19 protein-coding genes and 1 riboswitch are annotated in these 19,948 nt (G+C 65.7%); of the genes, 1 reads left to right on the top strand and 18 read right to left on the bottom strand.

Annotation, left to right across the window (positions count from 1 at the left end; translation table 11 throughout):
* Window positions 1-109: 109 nt before the first annotated feature.
* The 15 genes from BMZ79_RS05700 to lepB all read right to left on the bottom strand — a co-directional run bounded on the left by BMZ79_RS05700 (window position 110) and on the right by lepB (window position 15,652).
* Window positions 110-823, bottom strand: a complete 714-nt coding sequence (locus BMZ79_RS05700) for an adenosylcobinamide amidohydrolase (RefSeq protein WP_090637462.1) — start codon at window positions 821-823, stop codon at window positions 110-112.
* A complete protein-coding gene (locus BMZ79_RS05705) occupies window positions 820-2,481 on the bottom strand; it encodes a cobyric acid synthase (RefSeq protein WP_090637463.1) in 1,662 nt (553 codons plus the stop codon). Before BMZ79_RS05705 ends, BMZ79_RS05700 begins: the two co-directional genes overlap by 4 nt.
* Window positions 2,478-3,626, bottom strand: coding sequence for a pyridoxal phosphate-dependent aminotransferase (locus BMZ79_RS05710; RefSeq protein ID WP_090637465.1), 1,149 nt, complete (start codon window positions 3,624-3,626; stop codon window positions 2,478-2,480). The genes BMZ79_RS05705 and BMZ79_RS05710 overlap by 4 nt, the downstream gene beginning before the upstream one ends.
* 17 nt (window positions 3,627-3,643) lie before the next feature.
* Window positions 3,644-4,438, bottom strand: a complete 795-nt coding sequence (gene cobS, locus BMZ79_RS05715) for an adenosylcobinamide-GDP ribazoletransferase (RefSeq protein WP_090637467.1) — start codon at window positions 4,436-4,438, stop codon at window positions 3,644-3,646.
* On the bottom strand, window positions 4,435-5,427 hold the full coding sequence (gene cbiB, locus BMZ79_RS05720; protein WP_090637469.1) for an adenosylcobinamide-phosphate synthase CbiB: 993 nt from the start codon (window positions 5,425-5,427) through the stop codon (window positions 4,435-4,437). Before cbiB ends, cobS begins: the two co-directional genes overlap by 4 nt.
* A 6-nt stretch (window positions 5,428-5,433) precedes the next feature.
* Window positions 5,434-6,033, bottom strand: coding sequence for a bifunctional adenosylcobinamide kinase/adenosylcobinamide-phosphate guanylyltransferase (gene cobU / locus BMZ79_RS05725; RefSeq protein WP_090637471.1), 600 nt, complete (start codon window positions 6,031-6,033; stop codon window positions 5,434-5,436).
* A 76-nt stretch (window positions 6,034-6,109) separates the two neighbouring features.
* Window positions 6,110-7,147 (bottom strand): nicotinate-nucleotide--dimethylbenzimidazole phosphoribosyltransferase, encoded by a 1,038-nt coding sequence (gene cobT, locus BMZ79_RS05730; protein ID WP_090638704.1) that lies wholly within the window; start codon window positions 7,145-7,147, stop codon window positions 6,110-6,112.
* Between the two features lie 55 nt (window positions 7,148-7,202).
* Complete coding sequence (locus BMZ79_RS05735; RefSeq protein WP_090637473.1) at window positions 7,203-8,021, bottom strand: ABC transporter ATP-binding protein; 819 nt, start codon at window positions 8,019-8,021, stop codon at window positions 7,203-7,205.
* A complete protein-coding gene (locus BMZ79_RS05740; protein WP_090637475.1) occupies window positions 8,018-9,058 on the bottom strand; it encodes a FecCD family ABC transporter permease in 1,041 nt (346 codons plus the stop codon). Before BMZ79_RS05740 ends, BMZ79_RS05735 begins: the two co-directional genes overlap by 4 nt.
* Window position 9,059: 1 nt before the next feature.
* The gene (locus BMZ79_RS05745) at window positions 9,060-10,124 is read right to left on the bottom strand and encodes an ABC transporter substrate-binding protein (protein ID WP_090637477.1); all 1,065 of its coding nucleotides are present in this window, start codon (window positions 10,122-10,124) and stop codon (window positions 9,060-9,062) included.
* A 207-nt stretch (window positions 10,125-10,331) separates the two neighbouring features.
* Window positions 10,332-10,564, bottom strand: a riboswitch (cobalamin riboswitch).
* 263 nt (window positions 10,565-10,827) lie between these two features.
* Window positions 10,828-13,035: a heavy metal translocating P-type ATPase gene (locus BMZ79_RS05750; RefSeq protein WP_090637478.1), complete on the bottom strand. Its 2,208-nt coding sequence runs from the start codon at window positions 13,033-13,035 to the stop codon at window positions 10,828-10,830.
* Window positions 13,036-13,199: 164 nt separating this feature from the next.
* On the bottom strand, window positions 13,200-13,508 hold the full coding sequence (locus tag BMZ79_RS05755; protein ID WP_090637480.1) for a rhodanese-like domain-containing protein: 309 nt from the start codon (window positions 13,506-13,508) through the stop codon (window positions 13,200-13,202).
* Between the two features lie 144 nt (window positions 13,509-13,652).
* Window positions 13,653-13,964 carry a heavy metal-binding domain-containing protein gene (locus BMZ79_RS05760; RefSeq protein WP_090637482.1) on the bottom strand — a complete coding sequence of 104 codons (312 nt, stop codon included), beginning with the start codon at window positions 13,962-13,964 and terminating at the stop codon, window positions 13,653-13,655.
* A 149-nt stretch (window positions 13,965-14,113) separates the two neighbouring features.
* The gene (locus tag BMZ79_RS05765; protein ID WP_090637484.1) at window positions 14,114-15,124 is read right to left on the bottom strand and encodes a DUF4184 family protein; all 1,011 of its coding nucleotides are present in this window, start codon (window positions 15,122-15,124) and stop codon (window positions 14,114-14,116) included.
* A 3-nt stretch (window positions 15,125-15,127) separates the two neighbouring features.
* Complete coding sequence (gene lepB, locus BMZ79_RS05770; RefSeq protein WP_090637486.1) at window positions 15,128-15,652, bottom strand: signal peptidase I; 525 nt, start codon at window positions 15,650-15,652, stop codon at window positions 15,128-15,130.
* Between the two features lie 165 nt (window positions 15,653-15,817).
* Here lepB and BMZ79_RS05775 point away from each other — a divergent pair, with 165 nt between their 5' ends.
* On the top strand, window positions 15,818-17,047 hold the full coding sequence (locus BMZ79_RS05775; RefSeq protein WP_090637488.1) for an MFS transporter: 1,230 nt from the start codon (window positions 15,818-15,820) through the stop codon (window positions 17,045-17,047).
* A gap of 52 nt (window positions 17,048-17,099) precedes the next feature.
* On the opposite strand, the gene BMZ79_RS05780 is transcribed toward BMZ79_RS05775, so the two are convergent.
* The 3 genes from BMZ79_RS05780 to pduL all read right to left on the bottom strand — a co-directional run bounded on the left by BMZ79_RS05780 (window position 17,100) and on the right by pduL (window position 19,862).
* Window positions 17,100-17,576 carry a YlbF/YmcA family competence regulator gene (locus tag BMZ79_RS05780; protein WP_090637490.1) on the bottom strand — a complete coding sequence of 159 codons (477 nt, stop codon included), beginning with the start codon at window positions 17,574-17,576 and terminating at the stop codon, window positions 17,100-17,102.
* Window positions 17,577-17,598: 22 nt separating this feature from the next.
* A complete protein-coding gene (gene miaB, locus BMZ79_RS05785; protein ID WP_090638706.1) occupies window positions 17,599-19,185 on the bottom strand; it encodes a tRNA (N6-isopentenyl adenosine(37)-C2)-methylthiotransferase MiaB in 1,587 nt (528 codons plus the stop codon).
* A 107-nt stretch (window positions 19,186-19,292) separates the two neighbouring features.
* A complete protein-coding gene (gene pduL, locus BMZ79_RS05790; RefSeq protein WP_090637491.1) occupies window positions 19,293-19,862 on the bottom strand; it encodes a phosphate propanoyltransferase in 570 nt (189 codons plus the stop codon).
* Window positions 19,863-19,948: the final 86 nt, after the last annotated feature.

Here is a 19,948-nt window from a genome sequence, read left to right on the forward strand (position 1 = left end):
GCGCAAACCGTCCGGCTTGCGCGCTCACGCTGCCGCGAACTCGCGCGGCGTCTCCAGTATCCGTCCTCTTTTCGAGCCTATCGCATCGACCGGCCTTGGCGCCTCCGCATCATGCTTCGCCCTGCGTCCGGACGGCCTCCTCGACCGTGCCGTATACGAGGCGCCCGATCGCGTCGCCGAGCGCGGTAGCCGCGCCCGCGTACCGGTGCGTCCGTCCGTGCCGGCCGGTCTGGCTGGCGCCGATCGCGATGGCGTCGGTCGTCGTACCCGTCGCCGGCAAGCCGTGCTTTTGGTCTAAAATGCCGCAATCGTGCAGCGCCGCCGACTTCGCTTCCGTCGCGGTGATGACGGCGTTGACCATCGCGGACGCCGTCATGCTGCCGTCGACGAGCACGAACAGATTGATCGTGCCCGGCGCGTAAGCCGGGAACGTCTCGCGCGCGCGTCCCGCCCGGGCGGCGTTGCCGGTGCCGGCCGTCGCGCAGCACAGCAGCCCGAACGCCTCGCCCGCCGTCTCCGCGACGGACGCATGCGTCAGCTTCGCCGCGGTCAGGAACCCGATCGTCGTCTCCGGCGAATAGCCCCACAGCGCCAGCATCCGTTCGTAGTCGCGCGCGGGATCCGAACAATCGTAATCGAGCGGCACCTCCCGGTTGACGAACCGGTCGGCCGTGCCGTAGCCGCCGCCGTATACGGCGCTGCTCAAGACGTAGAAAGGCTTCTCCGTCTCGATGACGAGCCGGTCCGCCGCCAGACTCATCGCCATGCCGGGACAGATCGTCGATGCGAACGTTTTGCTTCCCGTCCGAAACGGCTGGGTCATTCCCCGACCCCCTCCGAATCCGGACTGTCCGCGGCTAACCCGGCGATCGCTTTCAGCCGGGCGACGTCGACATGTTGCCGCACATGCGCCGCCAAACGCGCGAAGGCCGCCTCGCGGCGCTCGTTGAACCGCACGCCGCCGTCCGCGGGCGCCCAGCCTTTGGACGCGCGGAGTCCGTTCAGCCAAGCCCGCCGGAAGTCGTCGTTATGCAGGACGCCGTGCAAAAACGTCCCCCATATGCGCCCGTCCGCGCTTGCGCAGCCCTCCTCCGCTTCGCGTTCCGCCGCTGCAAGCCCACCGTTAAGCCGGCTCTCGCTCAGCCTGAACGGCCTGACCGCCTCTGCCGCAGGCTCCGACGGCCACCCGCGCTCAGCCGCTGCGCGCTCGGGCCGCCATTCCACGATGCCGGTATGAATCTCGTAGCCCGCGACGGGATACGCGGTCGGCAAGCCGGGCAGCGCGACGTTTCCTTCCGCCCGGACCGTCCGCTTCTCGGCCGAGAACCGCACGTCGAACGGGAACCAGCCGAAGCCCGCCAGCTCGGGCCGGTCCGACTCCGTGCGGTCCGGATCGCGCAGCGTCTCGCCGAACATTTCGTAGCCGCCGCATAAGCCCACGATGTGCCCGCCCTGCCGCCGATGCGTTTCCAGCCGTTCCGCCAGGCCAGACGCGCGCAGCCAGAGCAGGTCGTCGACCGTGTTTTTGCTTCCCGGCACGATGACGGCATCCGGCTCGCCCCATTGCTCCGGGCGCGTCACGAACCGAACCGCCGCATCCGGCTCGGCGCGAAGCGGATCGAGGTCGGTAAAATTCGAAAGATGCGGCAGCCGAACGACGGCGATGTCCAGCGCATGCGTCACGCGGCTCGAAAACGCTGCCCCGCCGGCCTCCGCCCGGATGGCTTGATCGAGCGACAGCGAATCTTCGTCCTCCAATCCGAGATCGGCTAGATACGGCACCACGCCCAGCACCGGCTTGCCGGTCCGCGCCTCCAGCCAGTCCAGTCCCGGCCGGAGCAGAGACGCGTCGCCGCGGAACTTATTGATGACGAAGCCGCACACCCGAGCGCGCTCCTCCGGCTCCAGCAGCTCGAGCGTGCCGACGATCGACGCGAAGACGCCGCCCCGGTCGATGTCCGCCGCCAGCACGACCGGCGCCTCCGCCCAAGCCGCCGCCCGCATGTTGACGATGTCGCGGTCCTTCAGATTGATCTCCGCCGGGCTGCCCGCGCCTTCGAGCACGACGGCGTCGTATTCGCCGCGCAGGCGCCGAAGCGCGTCCCGCACGATCGGGCCCGCTTCGGCAAGCACCTCCTCCCGGTAGGTCCGCGCCTCGTAATCGCCGAGCGGCCTGCCGTGCACGACGACCTGCGACACCATGTCCTTCTTCGGCTTGAGCAGAATCGGGTTCATGTCGGTCGTCGCGAGAATGCCGCAGGCATCGGCCTGCATGCCCTGCGCGCGGCCGATTTCCTTGCCGTCCCAGGTGACGTAGGAGTTGAGCGACATGTTCTGCGATTTGAACGGAGCGACGGAATAGCCGTCCTCCCGCAGGATCCGGCACAACGCCGTGACGAGCAGGCTCTTCCCGACATCGGAAGCCGTCCCTTGGACCATCAAGGTTCTGGCCGGCTGCGCGGCGCGCGATTCTCGGCTCATACTTCCTTCGCCTCCCTCTCCGGCATCGGCCGGGCGAGCAGCGCCCGCAGGGCCGCTAGCAGCGTCTCGTTGTCTTCCCGCAGCCGCACCGCGACGCGAAAATAACGCTTGTCCAGGGCGCCGAACCGGGACGCGTCTCGGATCAGAATGCCCAGGCGCCCCAGCTCCTCCTGCAGCCGGTCCGACGTCCAGCCGATCCGGCCGGGAATTGCCGCCAGCACGTAATTGACCGCCGCGCCGCCGTACGCCGTCAGACCGAGCTCCGTCAGCCGGGCCGCGAGCCAGGCGCGCTCTTCCCTCGCCCAGGCGACCGTCCGGGCCGCGTACGCGGCCTCGTCCAGCACCGCTTCGCCGATGCGCTGCGCCAGCGAATTGACGCTCCACGGCACCTGCAGCGCCGCCAGGCGGCGGATGAGCGCAGGCGATGCCGCCATGTAGCCGAGCCGGATGCCCGGCACGGCGTAAAACTTCGTCATCGACCGAATCACGATCAGACGGTCGCGGGACGCGGCTTCCTTCAGCAGGCTGAGCTCCGGTTCGTTCGCTGCGAAATCCATGAACGCTTCGTCGACCGCCGCCATGGCGCCGCTAGCCAGCAGCTTCTCCACGACGTTCCGCGCGACGCATTCGCCGGTCGGATTATTCGGCGATCCCAGCATCCATAGCGTCTCGCCGGGCGCCAGGCCCGCTTCCCGGAGCTGCCGCAGCATCCGATCGACCGCTTCGCCGGTCAGCCGGAACCCGTCTTCGGCCCGCAGCCCGATCGCCCGGACCGCGCTGCCGTTCTTCTCCGCGGCCTCGCGGTATTCGCCGAAGCACGGCTCCGCGAGCACCGTCGTCTTCGGCTTCAGCGCTCGGAACAACAGATCGATCAGCTCGGCCGCGCCGTTGCCGACCAGCAGGCCGTCCGCGCGTACGCCGTGCCGGGCGGCAAGCTTGCCGCGCAGCCCGCGAACCGCGGGATCGGGATAACGCGCGATTTCCCCGGCGTCGGCGTAGCTCTTCAGGATATGGCCCACGCAAGCCGGCGGGCCGAACGGATTCATGTTGGCGCTGAAATCGACGAACGTCTTCGGTCCGTCCTCGGCGCCGTACAATTCCCGGGCGGTGACCCAATCGCCGCCATGGCCGTACCGTTCCAACATATTACCACGCCTCCTTCTTAATGCAGCTGCAGCACGAGCGCAAACAATAGGATCGCCTCGAGGATTTCCGTCATCGCGCCGTAGGTATCGCCGGTCAGCCCGCCGAGCTTGCGGCAGAGCCGCCACGCCAGCAAGGACCCCGCGGCCGCCGCGAGCGCGGCCGAAACGGCGATCGCCGCGAGCCAGCCGCCTTCCGGCGCCGGAAGCGCCAGCGCGGCGACGCCCGTCAGGACGGCCTGCACGGCCGCGGCCGCCAGCGCATGCCGCGCCTTGACGCCCCGGAACAGCACGGCCATCCCTTCGTCCGCCCGCGCGAACGGCCAGAACGCCATCGCGACCGCGACCCACAGCCGGCTCCAGCCGCAAGCCAGCGCCAGCAGCGCCGCTTCGGCCGGCCAGTTCCGCCCTTGCTCCAACCAGACGTCGAGCAGCGAGAACTTGAAGAGCAGCAGCACGATCGCGGCCAGTACGCCCATGGCGCCGACGCGGCTGTCCTTCATAATCTCGAGCATCCGTTCGCGGGAACGATGGCTGAACACGCCGTCGGCCGTATCCATCAGCCCGTCCAGATGCAGCCCGCCGGTCAGCAGCAGCCAGAACGCGACGAGCAGCACGGCCGCCGGCATCGCGGGCACGCGTCCGGCCAAGCCGGCGCCCGCGGCCGCGGCCGCGCCGCCGATGACCGCGCCGACGACGGGATAGTAGACGACGCTGCGCGCCAGCATCTCCGGCGTGAAGGGAATCGCGACCGGCACCGGTATGCGCGTCAGCAGCTGAAACGCCGTTCCCGCCGCTTGCAATTCCCGTTTCAAGAAGCCGAAAGCCGTAGCAGCAGCCATGCCGCAAGCACCCCCGCAAAACAAAATAGACTGACCATGTACAGCAGCCGTATCGTCCGCACGATGTCGGCCGGCTCGATCGGCCGCAGCGGCCACCCCATCCGGGCGCGCTCGCTCACCCGGCCGAAGTACACGTTCCGGCCGCCGAGCTCGATTCCGAGCGCGCCCGCCGCCGCGGATTCCGGAATGCCGCTGTTCGGGCTCGGGTGCAGCCGCGCGAACTGCCGGACGGCCCGAATCGCCCTGGCCGCCGACAAACCCGGCGTCGCCCAAGCCGCCGCGGCCATCAGCCCGCCGCAGAGGCGGGCGGGGATATAGTTGAGCGCGTCGTCGAACCGGGCGGAAGCCCAGCCGAAGTGCGCGTACCGTTCGTTTTTGTAGCCGACCATCGAATCGAGCGTATTGGCCGCCCGGTACAGCATGGCCAGCGGCGCCGCGCCGAGAAGCGCGAACAGCAGCGGGGACAGGAAAGCGTCCACCGTGTTTTCGGCCACCGTTTCGACCGCCGCGCGGGCGGCATCCTTCGCCTCCATGGCCGACGTGTCGCGGCTCACGATGTAGCCTGCGTAGGTGCGCGCTTCGTCCAGCTTTCCGGCGGCAAGCGGCCGGAAGACGAGCATCGCCGCGTCCTTCAGCCCTTTGACCGCCATCGTCGTCGAAACCAGCCAAGCGGACGCGGCGTAGCCGAGCCAAGGATGAATCCGGGCGGCCGCGAAGCAAATCGCCCACGTCGCGGCCGCGGCCGCCAGCACCGTGACCGCCGTCAGCGCCATGCCCCGCTTCCGCAGCGCCGCCGCGCTTAATTCAACGCCCTCCGGCCTCAGCTTGCGCTCCAATCGGGCGATGAGACGGCCGATGAGAATCACCGGGTGCGTCAGCCATTTGGGATCGCCCGCCGCCCAATCGATCGCGATCGCCGCGGCAACGAGCAGCAGCGTCTCCTGCAGCGAGTAGAAGAGCATGCCGGTTCAATCCTCCTCCAGCCGAAACGCGTGCCGCTTGAGGTCGAGCGGGATGCCCGCCACGACGAGATAGGCTTCGGCGCAATGGCCGGCCAGCTTGCGGTTCAACCGGCCCGCTTCGTCCCGGAACCGCCGCCCGAGCGGGTAGGCCGGAACGATCCCGCTGCCGACCTCGTTCGTCACGAGCAGCAGCGGACCGGTATACGCGTCAACCGCGGCAATCAGTTTATCGAGCTCCGCTTGCAGCCGGTCCTCGTTCGCTTTCGTCTCCTGCTCGCCGTCGGTTCCCGGGTCCAGCCGCAGCAGCCAATTCGTCAGCCATAACGTCAGGCAATCGACGAGAACGGCCGGACGGCCGGCGCCGCCGGCCTGCTCCCGCTCGAGCTCGCCCAGCAGCCCGGCGAGCGCGAGCGGTTCCTCGATCGTCCGCCAGGCGTAGCCGGAGCGCTCGCGCTGCTGCCGGTGCAGCCGGGTCCGTTCCTTCATTTCGTCATCGAAGCTCTGGGATGTCGCGATATAGACGCCGCGGTCCGACAGCTTGCGGGCATAGGCCTCGGCGAAGCCGCTCTTGCCGCTTCGCGCTCCGCCGGTAATGAAGATCGCCATACTCTCTCCCCTTCGTTCCGATTATTGGCCGGTCTTTCGCCGGTCTTGCGCAGGTCTTCCCCCGTTCGCGGCGCCGTTACTCTCTCGACACGCCGGCGCTCTCGAACGTCGCCATCTCACGCATGACGCCCAGCGCCGCGTCCACGAAATGAAACGCCAGCACGGCGCCGGTGCCTTCGCCGAGCCGCATGTCGAGATGGATCATCGGCTTCAGGCCGATCCGTTCCAGCAGCCGGGCATGCCCCTGTTCCTGCGAGAGATGCGAACCGAGCATGTACGGCACCGCCTGCGGCGCGATGGCCGCCGCGACCAGCGCGGCCGCGGACGAGATGAAGCCGTCGACGACGACCAGGCATCGATTGGCCGCGGCGCCGAGAATCAAGCCGGCCAGTCCCGCGATTTCCAAACCGCCGACCTTGGCGAGCGTGCCGATGGGGTCGGAGCCGTCCGGCGCGTGGAGCGCGATGGCTCTCGCGACGACGTCGACCTTATGCCGGCGGCGGTCTTCGGCGATCCCCGTCCCGAGTCCGACGGCCTCGTCCGGCGTCAAGCCGCCGAGGGCGGCGCAGAGAGCGGCGCTCGCCGTCGTATTGCCGATGCCCATGTCGCCGGTCGCCAGCATGCGGTAGCCGTCCCGCGCCAGCTCCGCCGCGAGCTCGAAGCCGCTCCGAAGGGCGGACACGGCATCCGCGCGGGTCATCGCCGCTTCGCGCGCCAGGTTCGCCGTCCCCTTGCGGGTCTTGCGGACAAGGAGCGCCTCGTGCGCCAGATCGGCGTTCACGCCCATGTCGACGCAGAATACGTCGGCGCCGGCGCCGCGGGCGAGCACGTTGACGGCCGCGCCGCCGGCAAGGAAGTTCATCACCATCTGCGGCGTCACCTCCGCCGGAAACGCGCTGACGCCTTCCTCGCAGACGCCGTGGTCGCCCGCCATGACCACGACGGCGCGCTTCGAGACGTCCGCCGCGAGCTCGCCCGTAATACCCGCCGCCTGCGAGGCGATCCGCTCCAGCAGTCCGAGACTGCCCGGGGGTTTCGTCAAGCTGTTCAGACGGCGCTCCGCCGCTTCCATCGCCGCGCCGTCCAGCTCGTCGATTCCGTTAATTAATGCCATAAATTCTTGTTCATTCCCGAACCCGCCATTCAAATCCGAGTCCGCTCCATATCGCTCAACCATTTTCTCGCTTCCTTTCCCGTCTGCTTTCGGCCGGCGCGGCTTCCGGCAGCAGCAGCAGCTGCGGCACGCCGGTTTCCGGATGCGGCAGCACGACCGTCCGCGCGCCGAACACCCGCGCGACGAGCTCCGGCCGGACGACCTCGGAGGGCGGGCCGAACGCCTCGATTTTCCCTTCGCGAAGCACGAGCAGCTCGTCGCAGTAATGCGCCGCGAGGTTAAGGTCGTGCAGCACCGCCACGACGGTCAGGCGCCGCTCGGCCTGCCACCGCTTGACCGCATCGAGCAGCTGCACCTGGTAGCCGATATCCAGATATGTCGTCGGCTCGTCAAGCAGCAGCAGCTCCGGCTCCTGCGCCATCGCCTTCGCCAACGCGACGCGCTGCCGTTCGCCGCCGCTCAGCGCGTCGATGGGCCGATCCTGCATATCGGCGAGCCCGAGCTCCCGCAGCACGCGTTCCACCGTGCGCTCGCCTTCTTCTCCTTCTTCGCCCAGCCAATTCTGGTACGGAAACCGGCCCATCGCGACCGTTTCCCGCACCGTGAAGCCGACGGCGGGCAGTCCGCCCTGCTGCAGCACGGCGACGCGCTTCGCGAGGTCTTTGCGCTTGTAGGCCGAAACCGCTTTGCCCTCCAGCAGCACCTCGCCCGCTGCCGGCCGTTCCGTGCCGGCAAGCAGCCGCAGCAGCGTCGATTTGCCGACCCCGTTCGGTCCGATGATGCCGTACATCGCGCCTTGTTTCCATTCGAAATTAATGTCGTTAAGTACCTGTCGGCCGCCGAGCGATAGCGCGACTCCTTTGGCTTCGATCATGCCGGGCCGCCCCCTTGCAGCACTTTGCGCCGATAGAGCAGGTAGGCGAAGAACGGCGCGCCGATGATCGCGGTCACGATGCCGAGGGAGATTTCCTTCGGGCTCAGCGCCGTCCGCGCGAGCGTGTCCGCCCACACGAGGTAGAAGCCGCCGCCCAGCGCGGAGAGCGGCACGATGATCCGGTAATCCGGGCCGACGAGCAGCCGGATCAGATGCGGCACGACGAGGCCGACGAAGCCGACGACGCCGGCGACGGACACCGCGACCGCGGTGAGCAGCGTGGAGACGACCAAGACGATCAGCTTCGTGCGCTCGACGTTGACGCCCAAATGCGCCGCGTGCCTTTCGCCGAACGCGAAGAGGTTCAGATGCTGCGCATACCGGATCATGACCGGCAGCCCGACGAGGAGGAACGGCGCGATCAGCTTCGCGTGCGACCAGCTCCGCGCGCTCAGGCTGCCCAGGAGCCAGAACATCGCCTCGTTGACGACGTTTTGCGACAGCGTGACCAGGAAGGACACGACCGCGCCCAGGAAAGCCTGGATGACGACGCCGGACAAGATCAGCGTCTCGACGTTCATTGCCCCCCGCGCGCGGGCCAATCCAAAGACGGCGAGCAGCGTCGCCATGCCCGTGACGAACGCCACGAGCGGCACCGTCCAGAGCCCCAGCGCCGTCTGCAGCCCGAACACGATCATGCACGCGGCGCCGACCGAGCAGCCCGATGCGACGCCGAGCGTGAACGGATCGGCTAGCGGATTGCGCAGCACCCCTTGAAAACCCGCTCCGGCCAGCGCCAGGCACGCGCCGACGAGCATCCCGAGCACGACGCGCGACAGCCGGAGCTGCGTGACGATGGCGATATCCGCCGCGTCCCACTTGCCGCCGGCGTCCGGCATGCCGGGCAGTTGGTGCACGAGGATGCCCCAGACGTCCTTTAGCGGGAGGCCGGCGGAGCCGATCGACAGGCTGACGACCGTTGACGCAAGCAGGAGGAGCATCGCTGCTCCTCCGTATAGGAATAGTTTCGTCCGCATGTTAGTGGAACAGGTCCGGATGCAGCTTCTTCGCCACGTCCAGCAGGCCGTCCGCGAGGCGCGGACCGACGCGCGTCAGCGGGTCCTGGTCGACTTCGAACAAGTTGTTGTTTGCGATGGCATGGATCGACTTCCAGCCCGGGCGCGATTCGATCGCCGCCAGAATCGGATTTTTCTCGCCTTCCTTCACGGTCATCGACGCATAGACGATGTCGTCCGGATTCGCCTTGACGACGGCTTCCGGATCGATCTCGTACCAGCCCGCCTCCGTCGCGACGTTCGTGCCGCCGGCCAGCGTGATGAGCTCATCCAGAAACTCGCCCTTGCCGACCGTCCAGCCCGGGGAAAATTCGAGGTACACGTTCGGCTTCGGCGCGTCCTTCAACGCATCCGTCACCTGCTGGCGCACCTGCTCCATATGACCGGTTACCGCCGCCGCTTCCGCCGGCTTGTCCAGGATGGCGCCGATCTGCTTGATTTTGTCGATGACCGCGTCATACGTCTTCGGATCCGATGCGTACACGGGCAGCTTCAGCGAGCGGAGCTTGTCGACGACGGCTTGGCTCAAGCTGTACGAGGCCAGAACGAGATCGGGCTTCAGCGAGACGATTTTCTCGATGTCCGGGTTCATGTCGCCGATCTTCGGCTTATCCGCCGCTTCCTTCGGATAGTTGGAATTGCTGTCGACGGCCGCGACGGCGTCCCCCGCCCCAAGCGCGTAGACGATCTCCGTCTCGCTCGGCACGAGCGTCACGATCCGCTGCGGCGCGGCGTCGAACGTCAATTCGGTGCCCGTCGCGTCCTTGACCGTGAGCGGATAGACGGTCGCCTTCGCCGCCGCCCCTGCCTCGCCGCCGGCCGAACCTTGGTTCGCGGCCGGTTCGCCGGACGCGTTGGCGCCCCCGTTCGCGCCGTTCGCCGCATTGTTCGCAGCCGCTTGATTCGCCGCTCTGCCGTTGCCGTTTTCGGTTTTGTCCGTGCCGCAAGCCGCCGCCAGCAGCAGCATCGCCATCCCAAGCAGCAGAAGCGCCGCCTTGCGAATCGTTGGTTTCCTCAATCTGTTCATCTTGTCTCTCTCCCGTTCCGATCATTCTGCGTACCGTTTTTCGTTTGCCGGCCGTTCGTTCAGGCGCAACAAAAAAAGCGTCTCCGACTTCAGTGTCAGAAACGCTCCTGTTCCATGAACGGCGGCGGCTGGCTTTCGCCTGCGCGGCGAACCTAAATCGCTGCGGCGCCAGCGCCGATTTCTAACACCTCCCTAAGTCCACGTAGGTAGCGTTAATCCGCTGCAGGCAGGTCTCCTGACTCGGAGCGTCGGGCGCGACCCGTCTTCCCGGACGCGCGTTCGCGCCCAGTGACATATCGGTCAACCCTTGCCGCGGCCGGGGTTCGGCCGAGGCGCTCCTTACAGTGGCGGGTCCGTGCCGGCTTCTCACCGGTCTTCCCTATTAAGCCGAACCTCGCTTGATTCGCGATCGTCCGGCACCATGCAGCTCGCCTATGCAATTGTCCTGAGCTACTATACCACTCTCCGGGAAGCCTTGTCTACCCGAATCGTCGCCGGGCGGGGGGTTCTTTTGAACGAGTCGTGGCGCATAACTATGATCTCATCGAAATCCGAGTCCATCACCGTCCATCGGGAGGTCTTCCCATGCCCAACCGGAAAGAACGGCGAACGGCCCGCGGGCTTGCCGCGTTGTACGCGGCCGCGGCCGTGGTTGCCGTCGCGAGCAGCCAGAGCGGCCGCAGCGGCGGCCCGGCAATCGCGCCTACGACGACAGACGCCGATTCAGCCCGCGGCTCATCTGCCCGTTCAGACGCAGCGCATTGCCCACGACCGATACGGAGCTGAGCGCCATCGCCGTGCCCGCCATCCAAGGTTCGATGCCTCCGACGGCCGCGAACGGGATGACGACGGCGTTATATAAGAACGCAAACCCGAGATTCTGCCGGATGTTGCGCACGGTCAGCCGGCTGATCAGCAGCGCCTCGGAGATGCCCGTCAACCGGGAGCGCAGCAGCGTCATGTCCCCGGCGTCGAGCGCCGCCTCCGTGCCGCCGCCCATGGCGATGCCGACGTCCGCCGCCGCCAAGGCCGGCGCGTCGTTCCAGCCGTCGCCGGCCATCGCCACGACGGAGCCGTCGCCTTGGAGCTTGCGGATCAGCTCTGCCTTCTCTTCCGGAAGCAGCGAGGCGCGGACGTCGCGAATGCCCGTCATCGCCGCCGCTTTGCCCGCCGCCGCGGGATGGTCCCCCGTCGCGAGCAGGACGCGGATGCCCTGCCGCTGCAGGTCGTCCACCGCTTCCCGGGACGTGCGCTTCACGGCGTCGGCGAACGCGAACGCGCCGGCGCACGCGCCGTCCACGAACGCGTAGACGACCGTTTCGCCGTCCGCCTCCCGCTCGGCGGCGAAGCCGTGCAGCGACCGGTGAATCGTCCAGGACCGTTCGGCGGCGAAGCCGGCGTTGCCGACGGCGACCGAACGGCCGTCCACGGTCGCCTCGATGCCCTTGCCGGGATAGGCCGCATACGCGGACGACGCCGGCACGACCAAGCCCGCGCGCCGGGCCGACTCCCGAAGCGCGTCCGCGAACGGATGCCGCGACCGCTCTTCCGCGGCCGCCGCGAGGCGAAGCAGCGAGGACGGGGCGCCGTTCAGCGCGCTGATGCCCGTCATCGTCGGCTTGCCTTCCGTCAAGGTACCCGTCTTGTCGAGCACGATCGCGTCTAGCTGCGCCAGCCGTTCCAGCGCGCCCGCTTCCTTCAGCACGATGCCTCTGCGCGCGAGCTTGCCCGTCGCCAGCACGAGCGAGATCGGCGCGGCGAGGCCGAGCGCGCACGGACAAGCCGCGAGCAGCACGGCGAGCGCATGGATCGAGGCGGTCTTCCAATTGCCCGGATCGAGCCGCAGCAGCCACAAGGCCAAGGTGCCGAGCGACAAGACCATCATGACGGGGACGAACACGGCCGCCAGCCGGTCCACCCTCCGTCCGATCGACGACTTCGTCGCCTGCGCCTGCCGCGTGATCGCCGCGATGCGGCTCAGCATCGTTTCCCGTCCCGTCGCCAGCACCTGCATCCGCAGCGTCTGCCCCCGGACGGTCGTCCCGGCGTACACGCGGTCGCCCGTTTCCCGCTTCACCAGCCCGCTCTCGCCCGTCAGGAACGACTCGTCCAGCGTCGTCTCCCCTTCGGCGACGAGCCCATCCGCCGGCACGCGCTCGTTCGGCTCGACGAGCAGCCGGTCCCCGGCGCGAATCCGGTCGAGCGGAATCCGTTCCGGCTTGCCGCCGCGGACGACGACGGCTTCTTTCGCCTGCAGGGACGCGTAGCCGTCCCCGTCCTTCATCGCCCGTTCCGACGCGGCCGCCTCCAGCAGCTTCCCGCCGAGCACGGCTGTGATGACGACCGCCGAGGTCTCGAAGTACAACGCGCCGCCCGTCATCATCGCGATGTAGCTGTAGACGTACGCGGCCGTCGTGCCGATCGCCACGAGCACGTCCATGTTCGCCGTCCGCTCCCGCAGCGCGTAGAAGGCGCCGAAATAGAACGGCATGCCGATAAAAAACTGCACGATCGACGCCAGCAGCAGCTGCAGAATCGGCTCTTCGATGAACGACGGCACCGGAACGGCGCTTAGCGCGGGGTAATGGTGGGCCATCGTCCACAGCAGCGGCAGCGTCAGCGCGCTGCCGGCGAACACGCGCAGCTTGAGCGCGTCGATCTCCGATCCGCCGTCCTCCCGCCCGTGCGGATACGCCTGAAACCCGATCTGCCCGATCCTCTCGATAATGCCCGCCGGGGTCGCCGTTCCCGGGGCAAATGTAATGTAAGCGGACTTGGCCGCATAATGCACCGAAACGCCGGATACGCCGGGCAACCGGCCGACCGCGCGTTCGATCCGGGTCGCGCACGCCGCGCAGCTCATGCCCTGAATGCGCAGATCCAGCACTTCGTCCTCGTGTGGAGGCTGCATGGCCGCCCTCCTTCGCCTTCTCGATTGAACGTCGGCCGCATCACGGCCGCAAGACAACCCAAGCTGTCCTACTCTCCACTATATGGCGGCGAAGGATGCCGCATGATCATAAAAAAAGCACCTTCGCATCGAAATGCGAAAGTGCCGTTTTGCGGTTGCTGCCGTTACTCGCCCTTGACGACCTCGCCCGGCCAGCTGAGCATGCCGCCGAGCACGTTCACGACCTCGTAGCCTTGGGCCGCCAAATAATCGCACGCCCGGCTGCTGCGGTTGCCGCTTCTGCACATCAGGTACAGCGGTTCCTCGAAGCCGTTCAGCTCGCCCAGCCGCTCCACGAATGCGGATAACGGCATGCTGACCGCTTCCTTGATATGGCCGTCCGCCCATTCGTCCGGTTCCCGGACGTCGATGAGGCTCAGCTTCTCGCCCGACCGCAGCCGGGTTTCCAATTCGCTTGCCGTAATTTCTTCCATCGTCTATAACGCTCCTTCAAGCTCGAGTTGCCGATCTTATATGCATTTTACCTTCTGCTTCCCGCCGATGTCCAGTTGCCCCCGGCAATCAAAAGAAAAGCATCCGCGTTCGCCGCGGATGCCGCCTTTCGCTTATGGACCGGTTTAGACGCGGACCGCCGTGCCGCTCACCGCGACCATCAGCATGCCCTCGCGGACGACCTCGTAATCGATGTCGATGCCGACGATCGCGTTCGCGCCCAGCCGGGACGCGTTGCTCGACATTTCGTTGAACGCCACGTCGCGGGCTTCCTTCAGCTTCGTCTCGTACGCGCCGGAACGGCCGCCCACGATGTCGGTGATCGAGGCGAACAAGTCGCGCACGATGTTCGCGCCCATGATCGCTTCCCCGGTCACGACGCCCAGGTATTCTTGAATCGGATTGCCTTCAATCGTCGGCGTTGTCGAAAAAATCATCAAAATCCCTCCCAATCGGTATACGTATAAGTCTGATACGTCCCGGCTTGCCAAAACGTTTCAAATTCCGCGGCATTTTGCGGCCGACTCCCATCGCCCGCCCGCTTGCGACGGTAGAATGACCACATCCCGCCGCCTTTATGCAAGCGTCACGCGGACCTCGTCCGTCCTTCCGGCCCGTGCTTCGCCGACGGCGGCCTCCGCTTGGCAGCCGTCATCCTGCAGCCGAGCAGCACCAGCGCGGACCAGAGAATCAGGTAGCCGTTCCACAACGACTGGAAATCCCCGTGGAAGTTGGCGTACGGGCGGTTCAGCCGGAACGGCGTCCAGACGTATTCGCTTATCCGAAAGGAGGCGATGGCCAGCAGCAGCAAGCCCACGGCGGCAAACGCGCCCGCGAGCCTGCGGTTCCTCGCCGCCCGGTAAAACAACGACGCGACGAACACGCCGAACATCGCGGAGGACAGCGGCGCCACGATCAGCGCGCTGACGAGGCGGTTATGGTCGCCGGTGACGACGATTTTCGCCGCGAACAACAGCAAGCCGAAGGCGGCGGCCGTCGTCCACAGCAGCGCTTTCGTGCCCGGCGCGGCCGATGCCGGAAGCCGCTCGAGCCCGGCGGAACCTCGCCAGCGCATGTACCGCCTCAGTAGAAGCAGTCCCGGAACGGCTACCCCGATAAGCGAGAACAGGTATTGCAGCAGCTTATAGACGCCGTAGCCGCCGATCTCGGCGCGCAGCGGCGGAAACCAGCCCACGAACGCGCCGCTGCCGTGCGTCCAGGCGTCCATGAAGATATGCGTCCAATACCCGATGTACAAGGAAACGAGGAAAATCAGCCATGTACGCGCGGAATTGAGCTTCCATGCATCCGAGCTCAGGCTTGCGGCAAACCGGTCCAGCCCGCCGGTCGCCGGGAGCAAGCCCGGCAGCGCCGGCTTGACGACGGCGTGGAATGCCGCCGCGGCCGCGATGCTGAGCGGCAGCCCCTGCACGACGAAGCCGCGGAACGAATGGCCGATCGTCTGATAGGATTGCAGCGCCATGAAGTACTCCATGTCGGGAATCATGCTCCCGAGCACGAGGCCGGTCAAGCTGAGCTTCGGCGCGAGACGGCGCAAAGGCACGGCAAACAGCGGATGCGAGAACGTGAACGGCATCCGCTACTCCAGCCCCCCGAACTTATCGAGCGGCCACAAGCGGAACACGGCCCTGCCTTCGATGCTCGACAGCGCGATCGGTCCCAGCATTCGGCTGTCCTGACTGTTTTCCCGGTTGTCGCCCATGACGAAGAGATGCTTCGCGGGCACCGTATACGGCACCTTCATCCCGTTCGCGTAGCTAAGTCCCTTCACGTACGGTTCCTCGAGCTGCTTGCCGTTCACCAAGACATGGCCGTCCTCGGTGAAGTCGATCGCGTCCCCTGGAAGGCCGATCACGCGCTTGATGAGCCGCTTATCGCTCTCGGGCCCGTCAATGATGACGATATCGCCCCGATGCGGCGATTCGAAATGATAGCTGAGTTTGTCCTCGATCAGCCGCTGCCCGTCCACGAGCGTTTTTTGCATCGATATGTTTTTGACCTCGGTTTGCGCGAAGGCGTAATTCTGAATGAGCAGCGCCGCCGTAATCGCGATGCCTAGCGTCACGCTCCAATCCCGCAGCTCGCGGATCCATGGCTTTTTCATCGCATTCAAACTCCTTTCCGGTTTCCGGCATCGTACGTCCGCGGGACCCGCTACCTAATACGACAAAACCCGCCGATAAGTTTCTTTCCGAGGAACTTCCTGGTTAAAAAGGATTGCTCTTCCTTGGGACCTGATATACAGTAAGTACGCTGTCATTCGAAATCCATGCCAAAGGAAGTGAAGGTTCCGTTGTCCGCTGAAGAACAAGCCGGCGAACGTCCCTTGATCGCCGCGACCCGCGCCGACCACGCCGTCTTCGTCGTCGTGACGCTGCTCTATTGGTCGACGCTGTACGTCTACGTCCCCATCCTGTCTCCGTTCATGAAGAGCGGCGGCTATGCCGACGACCTGATCGGCATCGTGCTCGGCAGCTACGGGTTCGTGCAAATGCTCGTGCGGTTTCCGCTCGGCCTGCAATCGGATAAGCTGCACAAGCGCAAGCCCTTTCTCATGCTCGGCATGATTACCGGCGCGATCAGCTGCCTGCTGTTCATGGTGCCCGGCTCGTGGCTCTGGCCGCTCGCGGGCCGCATGATGTCGGGCGTCTGCGCCTCGGCGTGGGTCGCGTTCACCGTCCTGTACGCCGCTTACTTCGCCGCATCGGACGCGACGAAGGCGATGAGCAACATCAGCGTCCTCACCGTCGCCGGCCAACTGATCGGCATGATCTTAAGCGGCTGGCTGTCGGACGCGTACGGCTGGAACGCGGCCTTCGGCGCCGGCATCGTGCTCGGCGCGGCCGGGCTCGCGCTGGCCTTCGCCGTCAAAGAACCGCGCGAAGGGGTCGCCCGCGCCCCGATCTCGCTCCGCCACCTGCGGGAGGTCGTCAGCACCCCTTCCTTGCGCCAAGTCTCGACGCTGTCGATTCTGGCCCACTCCGTGCTGTTCATTACGATGTTCGGCTTCACGCCGCTGAAGGCGACGTCGCTTGGGGCCTCGGCCGGCCAGCTGACGCTGATCGTCGTCGCGTTCATGGTTCCGCACGGACTCGCGTCGCTCGTAACCGCGCGCTGGCTCGTGCCGCGCTTCGGCACCTGGAACGTCATCGGCGCCGCCTACCTGTTCAGCGGCCTCTTCACCGTCGCGATCGCCTTCTCGCCGAACCTCGGCCTGCTCGCGCTGACGCAGGCGCTGAACGGCTTCGCGCAGGGCATGCATCTGCCGATTCTGCTCGGGCTTGCGATTCGGCCGTTCGCCTCCGCCAAGCGGGCGACGGCGATGGGCTTCTACCAGGCCGTCTATTCGGTCGGCATGTTCGCCGGGCCGTTCCTGGCCGGCTTCGTCAACGACCGCTTCGGCCGGGATTACGGCTTCTGGCTCGGCGGCGCGTTCGCCGCGGCGGCGCTGGCGCTGACGCTGTACTGGAAGCGCTCTACCGGCTCGGCCCCCATCTAAAAAACACCTGCCGTTCGCGCAACGCGTCGAATCGGCAGGTGTTTTTCCTAGCTTACATGCACTCTTCCGGTTCTTCCGTCCGTGCATCTTCCAGCGAGATTTTTTCCGCGACCGTATCCCGGATGACGGATACGACCGTCTGCAGCAGGTAGTTGATGTCCGCTTGGCTTTGCTGGAATTCCGTGATGATCGGAATGCCGTCCAGCTCGTCCTGCAGCGAATCGATTTCCTTCTCGATCTTCGCGACCATGTCGGCGTTCTTGAACGTCGTCTCGAACGCGACGGCTTCTTTCTGCTTCTTCTTGATTTGGGCGATCAGGCCTTGAATGCGCTCGTTGCCTTGAATCTGCTTCTCGGCGCGCTGGAACTGCTGCACTTCCTCGGAGGAGAACAGCATGTTCGCCAGCTCCTTGGTCTTGGCCATGATGTCCGCGCGAACGATGATGTCTTCCGTATTGAATTTCGGCACGCCGCAGCTTTCGCCGTGATCATGCTCGTGATCGTGTTTCGCCGTTTGTTCGTTTGCCATCGTATCCAGCTCCTCTATATCGTTAAGATACGGCTTCCTGCCCGAATGCTTCCGCAACCGCCTCAGCCTTGATGTACCATGTCTGCACGTCCGTCACGCGCGCGTGAATGAACTGCCCGATCCACGACGCGGGGCCTTTGACGTGCACGAGCTTGTTCGTGCGCGTGCGGCCGGACAGCATCTCCGGATTGTTCTTGCTCTGGCCTTCGATCAAGACCTCGACGGTCTCGCCGTCCAGCAGCAGGTTGCTCTGCAAGCTCAGCTCGCCGATCAGTTCGTTCAGCCGCGCCAGACGCGCCTTCTTGACGTGCGGCGGGATATTGTCTTCCATGCCAGCGGCAGGCGTGCCTTCGCGCGGCGAGTAGATGAAGGTATACGCCGATGCGAAGCCGACCTCCTTCGCGAGCGTCAACGTTTCTTCGAACTGTTCGTCCGTCTCGCCCGGGAACCCGACGATGATGTCGGTCGTCAGCACGGCGTCCGGCAGCGCCCGTTTGATTTTGTTCGCGAGCTCCAGGAATTGCTCCCGCGTATACTTGCGGCTCATCCGCTTGAGTACCTCCGTGCTGCCGGACTGCATCGGCAGGTGGATGTGCTCCACGAGGTTGCCGCGCGTGGCCAGCACGTCGATCAGATGGTCGTCGAAATCCCGCGGATGGCTCGTCGTGAAACGGATGCGCGGAATATCGATTTTGGCCATGTCCGCCATCAGATCGCCGAAGCGGTAGTCGAGATCCTCGAAGTCTTTGCCGTACGCGTTGACGTTCTGCCCCAGCAGCGTGATCTCTTTGAACCCTTGCCGCGCGAGCTCCCGCACTTCCGCGATAACGTCCTCCGGACGCCGGCTGCGTTCCTTGCCGCGCGTATACGGCACGATGCAGTACGTGCAGAACTTGTCGCAGCCGTACATGATGTTCACCCAGCCGCGCATGCCCTCGCGCTTCTTCGGCAGATTCTCGATGATGTCGCCTTCCTTGGACCACACCTCGACGACCATCTCTTTGCCGAAATACGCGTCCTGCAGCAGATACGGCAGCCGATGAATGTTATGCGTGCCGAAAATCAAATCCACGAACGCGTGCCGCTGCATGATTCGCCCGACGACCGATTCTTCCTGCGACATGCATCCGCAGACGCCGAGCAGGAGCTCCGGCTTCTCGAGCTTCAGGTGCTTCAGGTGGCCGAGCTCGCCGAATACTTTGTCTTCCGCGTTCTCGCGCACGGCGCAGGTGTTCAGCAGTATCACGTCCGCCTCGCTGCGATCCTCGGTCGGGAGATACCCCATTTGCTCGAAGATCCCCTTCATGACCTCGGTGTCGTGCTCGTTCATCTGGCAGCCGTAGGTCGTGATATGGTACTTTTTCCCTTTCCCGAGCTCCTGCAGCTCCGGCGGAATGGCGGATTCGTAATGGACCCGGATTTCTTCCTTGCCCCGGCGCTTCTCGTCCTTGTAGCTCGGCGCCGAGTTGATCGTTATGTCTCTACCGTTGATCCGATAGGTCGTTTTTCCGTCCTCTTCCTTCAGTACCTTCGCGCCCGAAAAGTCGAAGTACTTCGAGAAGTCCTTCTCGGTGGTGCCCACGCCGTCACGTCCCCTCTTTATACGCATCCATTCCCGCATTATATCAAAATCTGCCGCGATTAGAAAGAAGAAGCAACGCCGCTTCAAGGCTACGATGGCACAAAAAAGCGGTGCCGCTTGGCGGCACCGCCCGTTTACCCGATGATCTCCGCCTCGTCGCCGGTCTTGGCGCCCGCGGCGTTCGCTTCGTCGGTATCGATATGCATGTCCAGCGCGAAATCGGGCGATACCCGCGCGACGACGTTCTCGAGCACGACGCCGCGCTCTCCGCTTAAGCGGACCGACAGCTTCTGCTTGTCCGAGATGCCCCAGCGCTCCGCGTCGCTCGTGTGGAAGTGGATATGCCGCGCGGCGACGATGACGCCTTCTTCGATCGTGACCTCGCCGGCAGGTCCTTTGATCGTAATGCCCGCGGAGCCCGCGATGTCGCCCGATTCGCGGACCGGCGGATTGACCCCCAGCGCGAACGCGTCGGTGCGCGAGATTTCGAGCTGCGTGCGCTTGCGCACCGGGCCGAGAATGCGGACCTTCGCGAAGCTGCCTTTCGGTCCGACGACTTCGACCGTTTCGTTCGCCGCGAATTGGCCCGGCTGCGAGAGCGGCTTGAAGACGGACAGTTCGGCCCCCGGCCCGAACAATTGGTCGAGATGCGCCGGAGAGAGATGGATGTGGCGGGCGGAGACGCCGACGGGAACTTTTTTCATGCTAGCACCTGCTTTTCTTCGAGTAGTCTTGGGTTGCGCGGCGTCGACGGGTCGCGTTGGCTCGCCTTCGACCGCCGGTTGTGTTC

The organism is Paenibacillus sp. UNC496MF (assembly GCF_900113915.1).
Taxonomy (GTDB): Bacteria; Bacillota; Bacilli; order Paenibacillales; family Paenibacillaceae; genus Paenibacillus_Z; species Paenibacillus_Z artemisiicola.

What these genes read in the sequence shown, in the direction of transcription:
- BMZ79_RS05710 (WP_090637465.1), bottom strand. Translation starts at nt 3,626, where the DNA reads ATGTTGGAACGGTACGGCCATGGCGGCGATTGGGTCACCGCCCGGGAA.
- BMZ79_RS05700 (WP_090637462.1), bottom strand. Translation starts at nt 823, where the DNA reads ATGACCCAGCCGTTTCGGACGGGAAGCAAAACGTTCGCATCGACGATC.
- lepB (WP_090637486.1), bottom strand. Translation starts at nt 15,652, where the DNA reads ATGAAAAAGCCATGGATCCGCGAGCTGCGGGATTGGAGCGTGACGCTA.
- miaB (WP_090638706.1), bottom strand. Translation starts at nt 19,185, where the DNA reads ATGCGTATAAAGAGGGGACGTGACGGCGTGGGCACCACCGAGAAGGAC.
- BMZ79_RS05780 (WP_090637490.1), bottom strand. Translation starts at nt 17,576, where the DNA reads ATGGCAAACGAACAAACGGCGAAACACGATCACGAGCATGATCACGGC.
- BMZ79_RS05765 (WP_090637484.1), bottom strand. Translation starts at nt 15,124, where the DNA reads ATGCCGTTCACGTTCTCGCATCCGCTGTTTGCCGTGCCTTTGCGCCGT.
- cobU (WP_090637471.1), bottom strand. Translation starts at nt 6,033, where the DNA reads ATGGCGATCTTCATTACCGGCGGAGCGCGAAGCGGCAAGAGCGGCTTC.
- BMZ79_RS05740 (WP_090637475.1), bottom strand. Translation starts at nt 9,058, where the DNA reads ATGCGGACGAAACTATTCCTATACGGAGGAGCAGCGATGCTCCTCCTG.
- BMZ79_RS05735 (WP_090637473.1), bottom strand. Translation starts at nt 8,021, where the DNA reads ATGATCGAAGCCAAAGGAGTCGCGCTATCGCTCGGCGGCCGACAGGTA.
- BMZ79_RS05745 (WP_090637477.1), bottom strand. Translation starts at nt 10,124, where the DNA reads ATGAACAGATTGAGGAAACCAACGATTCGCAAGGCGGCGCTTCTGCTG.
- cobT (WP_090638704.1), bottom strand. Translation starts at nt 7,147, where the DNA reads ATGGCATTAATTAACGGAATCGACGAGCTGGACGGCGCGGCGATGGAA.
- BMZ79_RS05705 (WP_090637463.1), bottom strand. Translation starts at nt 2,481, where the DNA reads ATGAGCCGAGAATCGCGCGCCGCGCAGCCGGCCAGAACCTTGATGGTC.
- pduL (WP_090637491.1), bottom strand. Translation starts at nt 19,862, where the DNA reads ATGAAAAAAGTTCCCGTCGGCGTCTCCGCCCGCCACATCCATCTCTCT.
- BMZ79_RS05775 (WP_090637488.1), top strand. Translation starts at nt 15,818, where the DNA reads ATGCCAAAGGAAGTGAAGGTTCCGTTGTCCGCTGAAGAACAAGCCGGC.
- BMZ79_RS05750 (WP_090637478.1), bottom strand. Translation starts at nt 13,035, where the DNA reads ATGCAGCCTCCACACGAGGACGAAGTGCTGGATCTGCGCATTCAGGGC.
- BMZ79_RS05755 (WP_090637480.1), bottom strand. Translation starts at nt 13,508, where the DNA reads ATGGAAGAAATTACGGCAAGCGAATTGGAAACCCGGCTGCGGTCGGGC.
- BMZ79_RS05760 (WP_090637482.1), bottom strand. Translation starts at nt 13,964, where the DNA reads ATGATTTTTTCGACAACGCCGACGATTGAAGGCAATCCGATTCAAGAA.
- cbiB (WP_090637469.1), bottom strand. Translation starts at nt 5,427, where the DNA reads ATGCTCTTCTACTCGCTGCAGGAGACGCTGCTGCTCGTTGCCGCGGCG.